12 protein-coding genes are annotated in these 15,841 nt (G+C 59.7%); 6 read left to right on the top strand and 6 right to left on the bottom strand.

The features are described 5' to 3' along the window. The first annotated feature begins 288 nt into the window (after positions 1–288). Positions 289–2,262 carry a sensor histidine kinase gene (locus tag ABXR19_RS14055; RefSeq protein ID WP_354601768.1) on the top strand — a complete coding sequence of 658 codons (1,974 nt, stop codon included), beginning with the start codon at positions 289–291 and terminating at the stop codon, positions 2,260–2,262. Between the two features lie 153 nt (positions 2,263–2,415). Continuing rightward, positions 2,416–3,282, top strand: coding sequence for a hypothetical protein (locus ABXR19_RS14050; RefSeq protein WP_354601767.1), 867 nt, complete (start codon positions 2,416–2,418; stop codon positions 3,280–3,282). A 418-nt stretch (positions 3,283–3,700) separates the two neighbouring features. Here ABXR19_RS14050 and ABXR19_RS14045 read toward each other — a convergent pair whose 3' ends face one another. Continuing rightward, a complete protein-coding gene (locus ABXR19_RS14045) occupies positions 3,701–4,327 on the bottom strand; it encodes a response regulator (protein ID WP_354601766.1) in 627 nt (208 codons plus the stop codon). A gap of 23 nt (positions 4,328–4,350) precedes the next feature. Then, on the bottom strand, positions 4,351–5,715 hold the full coding sequence (locus tag ABXR19_RS14040; protein WP_354601765.1) for a cache domain-containing protein: 1,365 nt from the start codon (positions 5,713–5,715) through the stop codon (positions 4,351–4,353). Between the two features lie 515 nt (positions 5,716–6,230). Here ABXR19_RS14040 and ABXR19_RS14035 point away from each other — a divergent pair. From ABXR19_RS14035 to ABXR19_RS14025, 3 genes are all read left to right on the top strand, one after another. Beyond that, positions 6,231–8,297: a carbon starvation CstA family protein gene (locus tag ABXR19_RS14035; RefSeq protein WP_354601764.1), complete on the top strand. Its 2,067-nt coding sequence runs from the start codon at positions 6,231–6,233 to the stop codon at positions 8,295–8,297. Between the two features lie 116 nt (positions 8,298–8,413). Then, positions 8,414–8,608 carry a YbdD/YjiX family protein gene (locus tag ABXR19_RS14030; RefSeq protein WP_354601763.1) on the top strand — a complete coding sequence of 65 codons (195 nt, stop codon included), beginning with the start codon at positions 8,414–8,416 and terminating at the stop codon, positions 8,606–8,608. Position 8,609: 1 nt separating this feature from the next. Then, positions 8,610–9,653 carry a CobW family GTP-binding protein gene (locus ABXR19_RS14025; RefSeq protein ID WP_354601762.1) on the top strand — a complete coding sequence of 348 codons (1,044 nt, stop codon included), beginning with the start codon at positions 8,610–8,612 and terminating at the stop codon, positions 9,651–9,653. A gap of 161 nt (positions 9,654–9,814) precedes the next feature. On the opposite strand, the gene ABXR19_RS14020 is transcribed toward ABXR19_RS14025, so the two are convergent. Both ABXR19_RS14020 and ssb read right to left on the bottom strand, forming a co-directional pair. Continuing rightward, entirely contained in the window at positions 9,815–10,444 is a 630-nt protein-coding gene (locus ABXR19_RS14020) for a response regulator (RefSeq protein WP_354601761.1), read from the bottom strand. Positions 10,445–10,620: 176 nt separating this feature from the next. Then, positions 10,621–11,127, bottom strand: a complete 507-nt coding sequence (ssb, locus tag ABXR19_RS14015) for a single-stranded DNA-binding protein (protein WP_354601760.1) — start codon at positions 11,125–11,127, stop codon at positions 10,621–10,623. 241 nt (positions 11,128–11,368) lie between these two features. Here ssb and uvrA point away from each other — a divergent pair, with 241 nt between their 5' ends. Next, positions 11,369–14,191: an excinuclease ABC subunit UvrA gene (uvrA, locus tag ABXR19_RS14010; protein WP_354601759.1), complete on the top strand. Its 2,823-nt coding sequence runs from the start codon at positions 11,369–11,371 to the stop codon at positions 14,189–14,191. A 252-nt stretch (positions 14,192–14,443) separates the two neighbouring features. Here the strand turns inward: uvrA and rplQ are convergent, their stop codons facing one another. After that, complete coding sequence (gene rplQ, locus ABXR19_RS14005) at positions 14,444–14,830, bottom strand: 50S ribosomal protein L17 (RefSeq protein ID WP_354601758.1); 387 nt, start codon at positions 14,828–14,830, stop codon at positions 14,444–14,446. Positions 14,831–14,855: 25 nt separating this feature from the next. Then, positions 14,856–15,836, bottom strand: coding sequence for a DNA-directed RNA polymerase subunit alpha (locus ABXR19_RS14000; protein WP_354601757.1), 981 nt, complete (start codon positions 15,834–15,836; stop codon positions 14,856–14,858). Positions 15,837–15,841: the final 5 nt, after the last annotated feature.

Below are 15,841 nucleotides of genomic sequence, written 5' to 3'. Positions count from 1 at the left end.
GGGCCGCTTGAAAACGATTTTTTTGTAAAAAGCTTCCCATTTTATCAGCAGCGCCCGCATCCCGGCAGCTCAATTACACTTACCCAGCGCGACAGCTTGAAGGCTTTGCCTGACGCCCCTACCCGAACAGCCTTACCACGCGGGCATCTTCAGCACCCCTACCTGAAGAAGGCCAACCGGCGCGGCTCTCCAGCCAGCTGTCCGCTCAATCACAAACCCCCAGTCTCACGCGATTGAGCCGACACGCGCCGCACCCGCCTGTCTCGCGCTACCATTACCGCCATGCTCGTGCGCACACCCCACCCCCTGCTCGCCTTATTCCCCCGTACCGGCGTCTGGTTCTGGCGCCTGCCGCTGCTGGCCATCACGATTCTGGTCGCCTGTATCAGTTTTTTCGTATGGTTTGGCCTCAGCCAGGAGCGCGATGAACGCCGCGCCGCACTGGTCAGCGATACGCTGTGGATGGAGCAGAACCTGCGCTACCAGTTCGAAAACACCGAAAGCCGGCTTGCCCAGATTGGCAATGAATTCGGCGGCGGCGGCGAACTCCACTCGGAAAATGCACAAGACAAGGTTCGCGAACTCCTGCAAGGCAGCTCCGGGCTAAGCGCCATCCTCTGGCTCAATTCCGAAGGCGCCATGCTCAGCACCCTGCCCGCCAGCGCCGCGCCGGTAAAACTGGCCGATGACCACCCCGTAGGCGTGCTCCGCGCGCGCACCCTCAACCGCCCCACCTACACCCACCCCTTCCTGCAGCCCGACGGCACCTACGCCATCGAAGTCGTGATGCCGGTATTCGGCGCCAACGATTTCAACGGTTACGCTGTCGGAATATTTTCGCTACCTCGCGTGATCAGCTCCCACGTCCCTTGGTGGTTTGCCGAGCGCTACCGCCTCTCGCTCACCGACGGCGCCGGGCAAGCCATCGCCAGCACCACCCTGGCGAGCACCCTGAATGACAATCAGGGCTTCGGCGTCACCTTCGACCGCATGGGTGGACTCGGCATCCGGGTCACCGCCTACCGCGCCACCGCGCGGATCATGCCGATCATCGTGGTCGTCGTCCTGATCGCCTTCACCCTGGTCATTGCCTGGAGCCTGTGGATGCTGCGCAATCGTGTGCTGCGCCTGCAGGACACCGAAACCGCCCTGCGCAGCGAACACGCCTTCCGCCTGGCCATGGAAAACTCCACCCTCATCGGCCTGCGCGCCCTCGATTTACAAGGGCGCATCAGCTACGTCAACGCCGCCTTCTGTCGCATGGTCGGCTGGAACAGCGAGGAACTGAACGGCCTGCACGCCCCCATGCCATTCTGGCCCGAAGGCGCCAGCGAACCCCCGCTGCCCGGCAAGGACGAACAAGTCAAAGCCACCACTGCCGAAATGCGCTTCCGGCGTAAAAACGGCGAAATCTTCGACGTCCTGATCTACGAAGCCCCGCTGATTGACGCCGACGGCCGTCACGCCGGCTGGATGGGCTCCGTCCTCGACATCACCGAACGCAAACGTGCCGAAGCCCTCGCCCGCGACCAGCAGGAACAACTCGAAGCCACCGCCCGCCTCGTCACCATGGGCGAAATGGCCTCCACCCTGGCCCACGAACTGAATCAGCCACTCTCCGCCATCACCAGCTACAGCGCCGGCTGCCTCAACACCCTCAAGGCCGGGCGCTACGACGAAAAGCAGTTCACCGACATCCTCGGCAAGATCAACCATCAGGGCCAGCGCGCCGGCCGCATCATCCACCGCATCTACGGCTTCGTGCGACGCAGCGAATCGCGGCGCGAACGCACCGACGTCAATGCCGCCGTCCTCGAAGCCACCGGCCTGCTCGAAACCGAAACCCTGCGCCGCAAAGTGCGCCTGCAAATCGAACTCGGCATGGATCTGCCCGCCATCATAGGAGACCGCGTCATGATCGAGCAACTCCTGATGAATCTGCTGCGCAACGGCATGGACGCCATGAAACACAAGCCCGACACCGAGCGCGTCCTGCGCGTCACCAGCGAAGCCGTCGGCGACGGCGTACGTCTGGCCGTCAGTGATCGCGGCGCCGGCGTCTCGCCCGAAATCGCCGACCGACTCTTCGACTCCTTCTTCACCACCAAGCCCGAAGGCATGGGCATGGGCCTCAAGATCTGCCGCTCGATAGCCGAGCAACACAACGGCCGCCTGTGGTTCGAAGCCAGCCCCGAAGGCGGCACCACCTTCTACCTGCAACTCCCGCAGGGGCGTGAAGACGAGGATGACAAGCCTGCCTGAAAATCCGCGCGCAGATTGCTTCTACAGGCTGGCATGCTGAAGAGGCTTGCTGGGCGATGGTCTCCAGTATTTGCCTGTTAAGCCAACTTTCAAGTATGGTGCGCGGGAAATTTAAAAACTACCGGAGCCCTATAGATAATGCCAAAGAGATATATGGTGGCGCTGTTTTGCGCCTTGTTTTTGAACTCATCTTGGGCTGCAAACTTATTGCATTTAAATTTTGGACAGTTGATGCAAGAAAGTGATGGCGTAGAGCTACTAAATCCTGAAGTCAAGATATCTTGGGGCGATGAGCGTGCCACAGGCATGGCAGAAACATCCCTGGCAACAACCTACCGGCGATCGGGCTTGAGTGTGGGCCTATTTGGAGGAGGGGTTAAGCACTGCAAAGAAGGCTTTTTTCGTGCTTTGGGCGCGATGATTTCTGATGCGCAAAAAATGGGTTACGACCGCATCAGCAATATTCACGCAGTGACCTCCGGATCAATTGCGGAAGAAACGGGAGGATTCGCTTGTACCCCCGGCTATAGAACGACAGAGGTCGCCTTGTCCGGTGTTTTCGGAATGAGTGAGCGGGCACTTGCTAATCGGGTGCAGAGCGAGCGACAAGCCACTGAACTAGCTCGTAGCGAAAAACGTCCTCCCGCAAAAAACGCGATTTATCTGTCGCTGACCGACGTACTGAATACTCCTGAAGCGAAAGCTCTTTTTGCCCCCAACATCAAAGTTCACGCGGGATTTGGTGACGTACCACCCTACAACGAACGATTTGGCTTTGTGAGTTATTCCGAAGAAGGGAACGTAAAAAAGTTAGGTGCAGAGGCCGGCTGCAAAGATGCTGTGCTTAACACCTTGGAAGAGATGATTAATGAATTCAAAGAGACGAATTACCGATCGATAATTACCCTGCACAGCTACTGGAATGACAAGCTTCCCCCCGTAGATGCGGATTACGAATGTAGCGTGGACGGAAAAACCGCCACCGTTGCTTTACGGGCGAGCTTCATTACCGCCAAATAGTACTTGCAAGCCTTGGGCCGTTTCCGCGGGAATGCATGTCGTACGGAGTACGGCATAAACCGCATGATTCGGCACGGCTCAAGGCATCAATGAAGTACGGCGAATTGCGCCGGATAGAAATTACATCAAACCGAGCCGGACGTTCCGTCCACCAAAACAGGCAAAGCCTTGCCGCAAAGACTCAACATGCGGTGCAATTCGCTGCGCTTCATTGACACCCTACGCAAACCTGCCCGAAGACCCGCACCCCGCCTTACTTTCCAGCCACCACCTCGAAGACCCTTACCGGGCGCAGCTCTACAGATGCCCCTGAAACTCAGGCCGTAGGGTGGGTTCGGAGCATCGCGACAATCCACCACCGCCTGTCACCGAATCGTGGTGGGTTGCTGCGCGAACCCACCCTACGCCCAACGCGCGCTCAAAGCCCCGTCCACTTCCGTTCCACCGCAAACTTGACCAGGGCCGATGAGCCTTCGAGTTCGCACTTGCGCTTGATGTTGAGGCGATGGGTTTCGACGGTGCGCACGGAGAGATCCAGGCGGGAGGCGATTTCCTTGCTGGAGAGGCCTTCGGCGATCAGCTTCAGTACTTCCTGCTCGCGCTGGGTGAGCAATGGCGCAGGGGTGGCGCCAGCCGCCAGCGCATCCGCCACGCCGGCAGAGTAGTAGCGTTTGCCGGCCATCACGGCGTGCACGGCGGCAATGATTTCCTGCGCCGGGCTGTCTTTCAGCACGTAGCCGCGTGCGCCGTTGCGGAAGGCTTCGACCACGTATTGGGGCTGGTCGTGCATGGTCAGCATGATGACCTGCACTTGCGGATACTGCTCGTGGAACTGACGCACGAGTTCGATGCCGTTTGTGCCACGCATAGCGATATCCATCAACACCACGTCGGGCTGGCTGCGCTGCATCGCGGCCAGGGCGCTGGCCGCATCTTCGGCCTCGGCCACGACGACAAAGCCCGGCACAGTGTCGAGACGCACGCGCAGGCCGTCGCGCACCAGTGGGTGATCGTCGACGAGCATGAGTTTGACTTGCGATTCCATTTGCATCACCTCTCAGAAACTTTTCATGAACGCAGAGCACTGCGCGGCAGCACGATTTCGATACTGGTGCCTTGCAGCCCGGCGCGCATGACAAACATGCCGCCCAGGGTTTCGATGCGTTCGCGCATGCTAGTCAGGCCGAGGCCACCACGCGGCAGGCCGGCCAGCGCCTCGACATCGAAGCCGCGCCCGTTGTCGGCAATCGTCAGGCGCAGCGCCTGTGGCCGGCTCATCAGGGTGATGGTGACTTCGCTGGCGTGGGCGTGGCGTTCGATGTTGGTAAGCGCTTCCTGCACGACACGAAACAAAGCGGTGGCGACCGGGCCGGGCAGACTCGGGTTGTCCTCGGCCTTGAGCTGAACCTGCAGACCGGTACGCTGGCCGAATTCCGTGAGCATTTGCGCCAGCGCGGCATTCAGGCCCAGGTCATCCAACGCAGTGGGGCGCAGATCGTGCGAGATGCGGCGCACTTCGCGCAGCACATCGTTCAGCCGCGTGACGCCTTTGCTGGTGAGCTCACCCAGCGCCTGCAAGCCTTCATCACCCAACAGGTTGATGCGCTCCTGCACGGATTCGAAAATGAATTTCACTGATACCAGCAACTGGCTGACGCCATCATGCAGCTCGCTGGCCACACGCGCGCGCTCGGTTTCCTGCGAGAGCACAATCTGATGCGCCAAGGCACGCATGCGCGCCTCGGCACTGCGCTGAGTGGACAGATTCAGGGCAAAACCGCAGATCGCCACGATCAGACTGGCCGCGCCAGCAATCACCACGATGATGCTCATGGTGTCGGAAATGGCATTGCTGGCCGCCTTGTCGATACGCAAACGGGCCTCTTCCATGTCGTCCAGATAGATACCGGTGCCGATCATCCAGCCCCATTTCGGTTCGACCGCGACATAGCCAAGTTTTCGCTCGACACGCTGCGTGGAAGGGCGATTCCACATGAATTCGACATGGCCACCGCCGGCCTTGGCCTGTGCGACCAGACGCTGGATGGTGGGCTCGCCGGCTTTGTCGCGAAGCTCCCACAGATTCTGTCCGACCAGTTGCGGCTGGCGCGGATGCATGAGGTTGCGCCCATGCAGGTCGTACACGAAAAAATAACCGTCTTCGCCATAATCGAGCTGCTGCAGGATGGCCAGAGCCTGTGCGCGCGCAGCAGACTGGTCGGCGGCAGCGTGCAGATATTCGACCGAGCCCATTGCCAGATCGACGTAGTGCTTGAGCTCAGCGCGCCGGGCGGATTCGAGCACCGGCAGCACCGCCCGGGTTTCGGCATCGGCAAGCGCACGCGCCTCGATGCGCACCACCGAGGCAATCGCCGCAATCGCCAACAACAAAGGGGCGACGGCCAGCAGAACAACCTTGAGTCGAAGATTCATGGCCGCCATGCTAATCCGCCAGCGGGGCGGCTGGCTATCGGGGAATACGGGCGAAGGACTGGGGACTGGGGACTGGGGACTGGGGACTGGGGACTGGGGACTGGGGACTGGGGACTGGGGAAGTGTGGCCTGAGAGGCTCGCCAGTCAAGCGTCTTCAGCACTCCAGCCTGAAGACGCTTACTGAGCGTGGCTCTGCGAGCAAGCCTCCGAGTTCCCGGTTCCCAGTCCCAAGTTCCGGACGGAGTCAACATTATCGCCATACCCGCGACTTGCGACTTGCGACTTGCGACTTGCGACTTGCGATCAGGGTTCCCCGCTACGTAATCGCACGCATGCAATCTGCGTAGTCATGCTGATGTGCGGCCTGCTGCAGAAAGCCATACTCACGGCACTCCGGCAATGGGCGTATCCGCCTCGCGCCGGGCTAGGGGCGCAACACCGCAGCAAGCTGTGCCAGGCCCACACCACAACCCTTGCGTTCGCACCCCGGTGCGACGACACAGGAGGAGACAAAATGAACAACATCCTGCCCAAACTGGGCTGGGCCGCGCTGGCTGCAATTGGCGCGATTTGCCTGTCCTACGTAGCACTGTCACGCGGTGAAACGATCAATGCCCTTTGGGTCGTGTCGGCCGCCGTGTGCATTTATCTGGTGGCTTACCGTTTTTACGGCAAGTTCATCGCCAACAAGGTGCTCGGCGTGGATCCGACGCGCATGACGCCAGCCGTCAAGAAGAATGACGGCCTGGACTTCGTGCCAACCAACAAGAACGTGCTTTTCGGTCACCACTTCGCCGCCATCGCCGGCGCTGGCCCACTGGTCGGCCCGGTGCTGGCGGCGCAGATGGGCTATCTGCCCGGTCTGCTGTGGATCGTGGCCGGGGTTGTGCTAGCCGGTGCGGTGCAGGATTTCATCGTGCTCTTCGTGTCCACACGGCGCGATGGCCGCTCGCTGGGCGATCTGATCAAATCCGAACTGGGTACGATTCCCGGCGTGATCGCGCTGTTCGGCACCTTCCTGATCATGGTCATCATCCTCGCGGTGCTGGCGATGATCGTGGTGAAAGCGCTGGCCGACTCGCCCTGGGGCACCTTCACGGTGTTTGCGACGATTCCAATCGCCATCTTCATGGGCGTGTACATGCGCTACATCCGTCCGGGCAAAATCGGCGAAATCTCGCTGGTCGGTTTCGTGCTGCTGATCGCTTCGATCCTGCTCGGCGGGCAAGTCGCAGCCAGCCCGACCTGGGCTGCAATGTTTACCTTCACCGGCGTGCAACTGACCTGGATGCTGATCGGCTACGGCTTCGTCGCCGCATCCCTGCCGGTATGGCTGCTGCTGGCACCGCGTGACTATCTGTCGACCTTCCTGAAGATCGGCACCATCCTCGGCCTGGCCATCGGCATCGTCTTCGTCGCCCCGGTCATGCAGATGCCGCATATCACCAGGTTCATCGACGGCAGCGGCCCGGTGTGGGCAGGCAGCATGTTCCCCTTCCTGTTCATCACCATTGCCTGTGGCGCGGTATCCGGCTTCCATGCCCTGATCGCCTCGGGCACCACACCCAAGCTGCTGGATAACGAGAAGCACGCGGCCTTCATCGGCTACGGTGGCATGCTCATGGAGTCTTTCGTGGCAGTGATGGCACTGGTCGCCGCCTCGGTGATTGATCCGGGCGTGTATTTCGCCATGAACAGCCCGGCTGCCGTCCTCGGCAAAACGGCTGTCGAAGCCGCGCAGGTGGTCTCCAACTGGGGCTTCGTGATCACCCCGGATGTGCTGATACAAACCGCGGCAGACGTGGGCGAGAAGACCATCATCTCGCGCGCCGGTGGTGCCCCGACCCTGGCCGTGGGCATGGCTCACATCATCTCGGGTGCGATTGGCGGCAAGGCGATGATGGCCTTCTGGTATCACTTCGCGATCCTGTTCGAAGCTCTCTTCATCCTGACCGCCGTTGATGCAGGCACGCGTGCCGGCCGCTTCATGCTGCAGGATCTGCTGGGAGCGTTCATCCCGAGCTTCAAACGCACCGAAAAACTGGGGCCGAATCTGATCGCCACGGGTCTGTGCGTGGCGGCCTGGGGATACTTCCTGTACCAGGGCGTGGTCGATCCGCTGGGCGGCATCAATACACTGTGGCCACTGTTTGGCGTGGCGAACCAGATGCTCGCCGCCGTGGCGCTGATCTTGTGTACCGTGGTGCTGTTCAAGATGAAACGCGAACGCTATTCATGGGTAACCATCGCCCCGGCCACCTGGCTGCTGATCTGCACCCTCACAGCTGGCTGGCAGAAGATTTTTGACGCCAGCCCGAAGGTGGGCTTCCTGGCACAAGCCGCACGCTTCAGCGCCGCTGCTGATCGTGGCGAGTTGCTCGCCCCGGCCAAGAGCGCGGTACAGATGCAACAGATCATTTTCAACCAGTATCTGGACGCAGCACTGTGCGGCCTCTTCCTGGTGGTGGTGATCTCGGTGCTGGTGTTCGGCATTCGTGCCTGCATGAAGGCCTACGCAAGCAACCATCCGACCTCAAAAGAAACCGCCTATGAGGCAATGCCTGAAAGTTCAGCGGTGTAATCTCTGAACTTGCGGTGGCTGCGTCCTGCGGCCACCGTTCAGGTTTTTCCGGCCTGCTTCCTGCACAGGGAGCACACCAGAAAAATTTGACCCATCACTCATCCCGGATCGCTCGCGTGTTCAACGACCTCGCAAAACTCGGCAAATATCTTGGCGATACCGCCCGCCTCATGGTCGGCCAGCCGGACTATGACGTGTACGTGCAGCACACCCGACTCCAACACCCCGACCTGGAACCCATGAGTTACGAAGAGTTTTTCCGCAATCGTCAGGATGCGCGCTTTGGCGGCGCCGTCGGAAAGTGCTGCTGACATGACGCCTACACCAGTCACCGTCCTCTCCGGCTTTCTCGGCGCCGGCAAAACCACCCTCCTCAACCGCCTGCTTGCAGCGAACCCTGGTGAGCGCATCGCCATCGTCGAAAACGAATTCGGCGCTGCCGGCATCGACGGCCAGTTAATCGCGCCCGGCGCCTCAACCATCATCGAACTCTCCAACGGCTGCATCTGCTGCAGCGTGCGGGGCGAACTCTCCACGGCGCTGATCGAACTGCTGGCCAGACGCACCCGTGGCGAGATTTACTTCAATCGCCTCGTCATCGAAACCACGGGACTGGCCGACCCCGGCCCTGTCGTGCAAACCTTCTTCTGGGAAGAAGCGCTGCGCGAACACTTCCAGCTGGATGCAGTGATCACCCTGATCGACGTCTGCCATGCCAACGAGCAACTGGATCGCGAAGCCGTGGCTGCAGCGCAGGTGGCCTATGCCGACTGGCTGATCCTGACGAAGACTGACATCGCCGACACGGCCAGCCTGCCGGCGCGCCTGCGCACCATCAACGCCCGCGCCGAAATCATCGACGTGCAGGATCTCGATGCGCATTGGCCGCGCCTGTTGAACACGGGTGGCTTCAGCCTGAACGAACACGGCCTGCCGCCGATGCGCCAGACAGGCTGGAAACAAGCGGGGAAAAACACGAATGCGCTGGGCCAGAGCAAACCAGCCCGCTCCTGGGATGACACGATTGAATCGGTGCTGCTGGAGACGGAAGGCACGGTCGATCTGGATGCCATCTCGGGCTTCGTCGAAAGATTGATCGAGACGCACGCCAATGATCTGCTGCGCTACAAAGGCATCCTGGCGATTGAAGGAGACTCGCGCCGGTTGGTCTTTCAGGGCGTGCATCGCATCGCCGGTTTCGACTATGGCCGGGTCTGGGAAATCGACGAAGCACGCAACAGCCGCATAGTGCTGATAGGCCGAGACCTGCCCAGAGAGCAGCTACTGGCGGACTTCTTCAAGGCACTATCGCCAACAAGTCCGGCCAGCAAGGGCCTCAGAGCATCAACTTTGTAGAACGCCACTGCGTGCGGTTCTACAGGCAGCACCCAAAAATGCAAAACGACGACTGTGGTCGCCGTTTGTTCAAAACCGATACGAAATCGGACGCATCTCTACAAGCACCCCTGAAACTCAGTCCTCAGCACTCATTGCTCAGTCCTGCATGCAACGCACGCTCAGGCACGCACGCGGCGCTGCATCTGCATCAGTTTGGCCTGGATATAGCCCTTGAGCTCGCGGAAGGGAATCGGCTTGCCGTAAATCAGCACATCTTCGGGCAAACCACCCTGCTCGTCGATATCCTCGACCGACAAGCCCGTCACGACGATGATATCCATGTGCGCCAACTGCGGATCGGCACGCAGACGACGGATCATGGCGAAGCCATCCAGATCCGGCATCATCAAATCCGCCACGAGCAAATCGGGCGCGCTGCGGCCGATTTCCATCAAGCCTTCGAAGCCGGACGGCACGATCTTGACCTGGATCGGCATATCCCAGGTGGCTACGGTCTTCTCGTAGAGCGCCTGCATCAGGCGATCATCTTCCGCGATCAGAACCCGCAGGATGGTTTGCGGCGGCTGCGCCACTGGCGCGGGAACCCCGGTCTGACGTTTGCGCAGGAAAGATTCGACGGAACTGATACGAATGCGACGATGGCCGCCGGTGGTTTTCCAGGCATCCAACAAGCCGGTTTCCACCATTTGCTGCACGGTACCCAGCGAGACGCCGAGCATTTGCGCTGCATCGCTGGTGCTGCAGAATTCACGATCCGGCTTGGCGCCGGTCTGGACTGCATCGGACATGCAAGAACCCCGTAATTTGAAAACAGATCGCCAGAAATCGGCGCTATGACAGCTCATTCACTACGTCATAATTGTGGCGCATTGTAACGCATGGGCGGCGCGTTCATGCCAACGATTGGCCGGACGGCGGCAAACCCCGGCCTTCTTGGAAAGGCCGGAGCGTGTCACAGGGTTTTTTAAAACGGAATGTCGTCGTCGAAGTCACCGAAACCACTGGAGGCCGGGCTTGATTGTGGCTGAGCCTGTGCGGGCGCTTGTTGTGGACGAGCGCGCGGGGCCTGCTGCGGCGCTTCGCTGCGCGACTGGTTGTAGTCATCACCACCGCGTGCGCCACCGCCCTCGGCGCCATCACGACCACCCAGCATCTGCATTTGATCAGCACGAATCTCGGTCGTGTATTGATCGACGCCTTCCTTGTTGGTCCACTTGCGCGTACGCAGGCTGCCTTCGATATACACCGGGCGACCCTTCTTCAGGTATTGGCCGGCGATCTCGGCCAGACGGCCATTGAAAACGACGCGGTGCCACTCTGTCGCCTCTTTTTTCTCGCCAGTTGCCTTGTCCTTCCACGTATCCGTGGTCGCGACCGTAATTGTGCAAAAAGCGTCACCACTGGGCGCGTAGCGCGTTTCCGGGTCTTTGCCGAGGTTGCCTACGATGATGACTTTATTGACTGATGCCATGCTCTTTGCTCCTTCAATTCTAAAGTTGCGGCCCTGCTCTCAAGATACGTTCAGGGCCGATTCGGGTGGTTTGCCGCCGCATGACGGGCGAAACGGCAAGGCGTGATCCTACCCTGAACCAGAGCCCGAAGGTAGTCGGGATGCGCAACGACTGCCGTCGGCTTGCTGCGGCACAAAAAAGACTTGGCCGAGCCACGCCAGCTCGATATATTGGACCGTTATCTTGCTGGCAGCTCAGGCCATGGAATGGATCCGTATTCGTGGGGCGCGTACCCACAATCTGAAGAACATCAACCTCGATATCCCGCGTAACCGCCTGACGGTGATTACCGGTCTGTCTGGCTCTGGCAAGAGTTCGCTGGCCTTCGATACGCTGTACGCAGAGGGCCAACGCCGCTACGTGGAAAGCCTGTCGGCTTATGCGCGCCAGTTCCTGCAGCTGATGGAAAAGCCAGACGTCGACCTGATTGAGGGCCTCTCGCCCGCCATCTCCATCGAACAAAAAGCCACCAGCCACAATCCGCGCTCCACCGTTGGCACGATTACCGAGATTCACGACTACCTGCGTCTGCTCTTCGCGCGCGCCGGCACGCCGCATTGCCCGGACCACCATCGCCCGCTGGAAGCGCAGACCGTGTCACAAATGGTCGATCACGTGCTGGCACTGCCGGAAGGGACGCCGCTGATGATCCTTGCGCCGATCGTCAGCGAACGCAAAGGCGGCCACGAGGAGCTCGTTGCCGAATTGCGCGCGCAAGGCTTTGTGCGCCTGCGTGTGAATGGCGTAATTTGCGAGATGGACCACGTGCCGGAGCTGGCAAAAACCAGCAAGCACAGCATCGATCTGGTGGTAGACCGCGTCAAGATCCGCCCCGACTCCCGCCAGCGACTCGCCGAGAGCTTCGAAACCGCACTCGCTCACGCTGAAGGGCGCGCCATCGCACTGGAAATGGAGAGCGGCAAGGAACATCCCTTCTCCGCGCGCTATGCCTGCCCGGTGTGCGGCTTCGCCGTCCAGGAGCTTGAGCCGCGCCTGTTCTCGTTCAACAATCCCGCAGGCGCCTGCCCGGGCTGTGATGGTCTGGGCACCCACGACTTCTTCGACCCCGGCCGTGTCGTCGCGCATCCGGAGCTATCTCTGGCTGCCGGCGCGATCAAGGGCTGGGATAAGCGCAACCAGTTCTATTTCCAGATGCTGCAGAGCCTGGCTGCCAGCTACGAATTCGATACCGAGACAACTTTTAACGAACTGCCAAAGGCGATCCGTGAAGTGGTCCTGCACGGCTCCGGCACGCGCACGATCCCGTTCAAGTACATGTCCGAATCCGGGCGCACAGTCAAAAAGGAACACAGCTTCGAAGGCATCATCCCGAACCTGGAACGCCGCTACCGTGAGACCGACTCCATTGCGGTGCGCGAAGAGCTGAGTAAATACCGTTCGGCACGCCCCTGCCCGTCCTGCGGCGGCAGCCGTCTGCGCCGCGAGGCCCGCCATGTGCTGATTGGCGATAAATCCCTGCCTGAAATTGCTGCGCTGCCCATTGGCGACTGCCAGGCCTTCTTCGCCAGCACGAGCCTGAGCGGACAAAAGGCGCTGGTTGCCGAAAAAATAATGAAAGAAGTGGCTACACGACTGCAGTTCCTGATGGATGTCGGTCTGGATTACCTGAGCCTGAACCGCTCCGCCGACACACTGTCGGGGGGAGAGGCGCAGCGCATTCGTCTCGCGTCACAGATCGGCTCCGGCCTGACCGGCGTGATGTACGTGCTGGACGAGCCCTCTATCGGCCTGCATCAACGCGACAATGATCGCCTGCTGGGCACCCTGCGGCGCCTGCGCGATATTGGCAACACCGTAATCGTCGTCGAGCACGACGAAGACGCCGTGCGCATGGCCGACTATGTGGTTGACATGGGCTTGGGTGCCGGCGAACACGGCGGAGAAGTCATCGCGCACGGCACGCCCGCAGAAGTCGCAGCCCATCCGGACTCCATTACGGGAGCCTTTCTGGACGGACGTCGCCAGATAGCCGTGCCGAAGAAGCGCGTCCAGCCTGATTCTTCACGCATACTTAAATTGACAGGCGCGAGCGGCAACAATCTGAAGCACGTCACGCTGGAACTGCCTGTCGGACTGATGAGCTGCATCACGGGGGTCTCCGGCTCAGGGAAATCAACCCTGATCAATGACACGCTCTACGCCATTGCCGCTCACGGCATCCACGGCAGCTCACAGGAACCCGCGCCTTACGAGAGCATTGAGGGATTGCAGCATTTCGACAAGGTCATCAGCGTCGACCAGGCGCCGATCGGGCGCACCCCACGCTCCAATCCGGCCACCTATACCGGTCTGCTGACCCCGATTCGTGAACTGTTTTCCGGCGTACCCGAATCACGGGCTCGCGGCTATGGGCCCGGGCGCTTTTCCTTCAACGTTAAAGGAGGACGCTGCGAGGCTTGCCAGGGTGATGGCATGCTGCGTGTCGAAATGCACTTCCTGCCCGACGTGTTCGTCCCCTGCGATGTCTGCCACGGCAAACGCTATAACCGTGAAACCCTGGAAATCCGCTACAAGGGCAAGAGCATCGCTGACGTGCTTGAAATGCGCGTGGAAGAAGCCCAGCGCTTTTTCGATGCGGTACCTACCGTGGCACGCAAGCTCGACACCCTGATGGAGGTTGGCCTCGGCTATATCCGCCTGGGCCAAAGTGCCACGACACTCTCGGGCGGCGAAGCACAGCGCGTGAAACTATCCCTTGAATTGTCCAAGCGCGACACTGGCCGCACCCTCTACATCCTGGATGAACCGACGACCGGCCTGCATTTTCACGACATCGAAATGCTGCTCAAAGTGTTGCAGCGCCTGCGCGAGCACGGCAACACCATCGTGGTGATCGAGCACAATCTGGATGTGATCAAAACCGCAGACTGGGTCGTTGATCTCGGCCCGGAAGGGGGTGACAAAGGCGGTGAGATTCTGGTCTCGGGCACCCCCGAAACGGTTGCGGCGCACCGGGGAAGTTACACCGGAAAATACCTGCACAATCTTCTGAGTCGGCGCTGAATCGATAAGCCGTCCCAAAAAACCGAATTGAAGCGCGCGGGCAGTAACACTTCCCGCCAGTAGCATCACGCACAGCCTTGCTCGGCCAGGCTCTTCAGACAGCAGCCTGAAGAGCCAAGCTGGGTGAGGCTCTACGGGCAGGCGCAACTCCATTCTGAACAACAATCGGCCGCCATAATCACGGCATCGAAACTCTCAAGCACAAAACAAAAAGCCCGCTAAAAGCGGGCTTTTTGTTTGACTGATTACCGCTTACTCAGCAGCAACAGCTTCAAGACCTTCCGGGCGATCCAGCAGCTCAACAATCGCCATAGGCGCATTGTCACCTACACGGAAACCGCACTTCAGAATACGCAGGTAACCACCTGGACGAGTCTGAAAACGGGGGCCCAGTTCGTTAAACACCTTGAGCACCATTTCGCGATCACGCAGACGGCTGAACGCCAAGCGATGATTTGCCAAAGAAGGCGTCTTGCCCATGGTGATCAAGGGCTCAACCACGCGGCGCAATTCCTTGGCTTTGGGCAGAGTTGTCCTGATGACTTCGTGACGCAGCAAAGCGTTCGAAAGATTCTGCAAAAGCGCCTTGCGGTGGGCGCTGGTGCGATTGAGCTTACGGAGTCCGTTACCGTGACGCATTTTATCTATTCCCTATTCCTGCTGCTCAGCTGATCTTCTCGAGACCTGCGGGCGGCCAGTTTTCCAGTTTCATGCCCAGCGTGAGGCCACGCGAAGCGAGCACATCCTTGATTTCATTCAGCGACTTGCGACCCAGATTCGGGGTCTTGAGCAACTCGGTTTCAGTACGCTGAATCAGATCACCGATGTAATAAATGTTCTCGGCTTTCAGACAATTTGCCGAACGAACCGTCAGCTCCAGGTCATCCACCGGACGCATCAGAATCGGATCAATCTGCGGGAGCTTTGCTTCAATCGCAGCAACCGGAGTACCTTCCAGATCAGCAAAAACAGACAGCTGATCCATCAACACACGGGCAGCAAAGCGGATGGATTCTTCCGGCTCCACAGCACCGTTGGTCTCGATATCAATGACCAAACGATCCAGGTCAGTACGCTGCTCAACGCGAGCGCTTTCAACTTGGTAGCTAACACGACGCACCGGGCTGAACGAAGCGTCGAGCACAATGCGCCCGATCACCTTGTTATCACCATTCAAGGGACGAACATTGCCAGGCACATAGCCACGACCCTGCTCGACCTTGATCTGCATGTCGATTTTTCCACCCGGGGCCAAGTGAGCAATCACGTGGTCCGGATTGATAATCTCTACGTCGTGAGACGTTTCAATATCGCTGGCCTTGACCACGCCTTCGCCCGACTTGGACAGACGCAGAACAGCCTCCGTACGATTGTGCAACTTCAGCACAACGCCCTTCAGGTTCAGCAAAACATCAACCACGTCTTCACGTACGCCATCAAGCGTGGAGTACTCGTGAAGCACGCCGTCAATTGATACTTCGGTGGGGGCACAACCCGGCAACGAAGAGAGCAAAATGCGACGCAATGCATTACCGAGCGTATGCCCATAACCGCGCTCAAACGGCTCCATCACCACAACGGCGTGAACCGGGGAGATGCTCTGGACATCGATAATGCGAGGCTTCAAAAGGCTATTACTCTGCATGTCCT

This window comes from Uliginosibacterium flavum (assembly GCF_040566545.1).
In the GTDB taxonomy this organism is placed as follows: Bacteria; Pseudomonadota; Gammaproteobacteria; order Burkholderiales; family Rhodocyclaceae; genus Uliginosibacterium; species Uliginosibacterium flavum.
Note: the sequence above shows the minus strand (reverse complement) of the source record. Positions and strands in the feature narration are given on the sequence as shown.

Coding starts and splice junctions, on each gene's coding strand:
- ABXR19_RS14050 (WP_354601767.1), top strand. CDS start 2,416: ATGGTGGCGCTGTTTTGCGCCTTGTTTTTGAACTCATCTTGGGCTGCA.
- ABXR19_RS14045 (WP_354601766.1), bottom strand. CDS start 4,327: ATGGAATCGCAAGTCAAACTCATGCTCGTCGACGATCACCCACTGGTG.
- ABXR19_RS14040 (WP_354601765.1), bottom strand. CDS start 5,715: ATGAATCTTCGACTCAAGGTTGTTCTGCTGGCCGTCGCCCCTTTGTTG.
- ABXR19_RS14035 (WP_354601764.1), top strand. CDS start 6,231: ATGAACAACATCCTGCCCAAACTGGGCTGGGCCGCGCTGGCTGCAATT.
- ABXR19_RS14025 (WP_354601762.1), top strand. CDS start 8,610: ATGACGCCTACACCAGTCACCGTCCTCTCCGGCTTTCTCGGCGCCGGC.
- ABXR19_RS14020 (WP_354601761.1), bottom strand. CDS start 10,444: ATGTCCGATGCAGTCCAGACCGGCGCCAAGCCGGATCGTGAATTCTGC.
- ssb (WP_354601760.1), bottom strand. CDS start 11,127: ATGGCATCAGTCAATAAAGTCATCATCGTAGGCAACCTCGGCAAAGAC.
- uvrA (WP_354601759.1), top strand. CDS start 11,369: ATGGAATGGATCCGTATTCGTGGGGCGCGTACCCACAATCTGAAGAAC.
- rplQ (WP_354601758.1), bottom strand. CDS start 14,830: ATGCGTCACGGTAACGGACTCCGTAAGCTCAATCGCACCAGCGCCCAC.
- ABXR19_RS14000 (WP_354601757.1), bottom strand. CDS start 15,836: ATGCAGAGTAATAGCCTTTTGAAGCCTCGCATTATCGATGTCCAGAGC.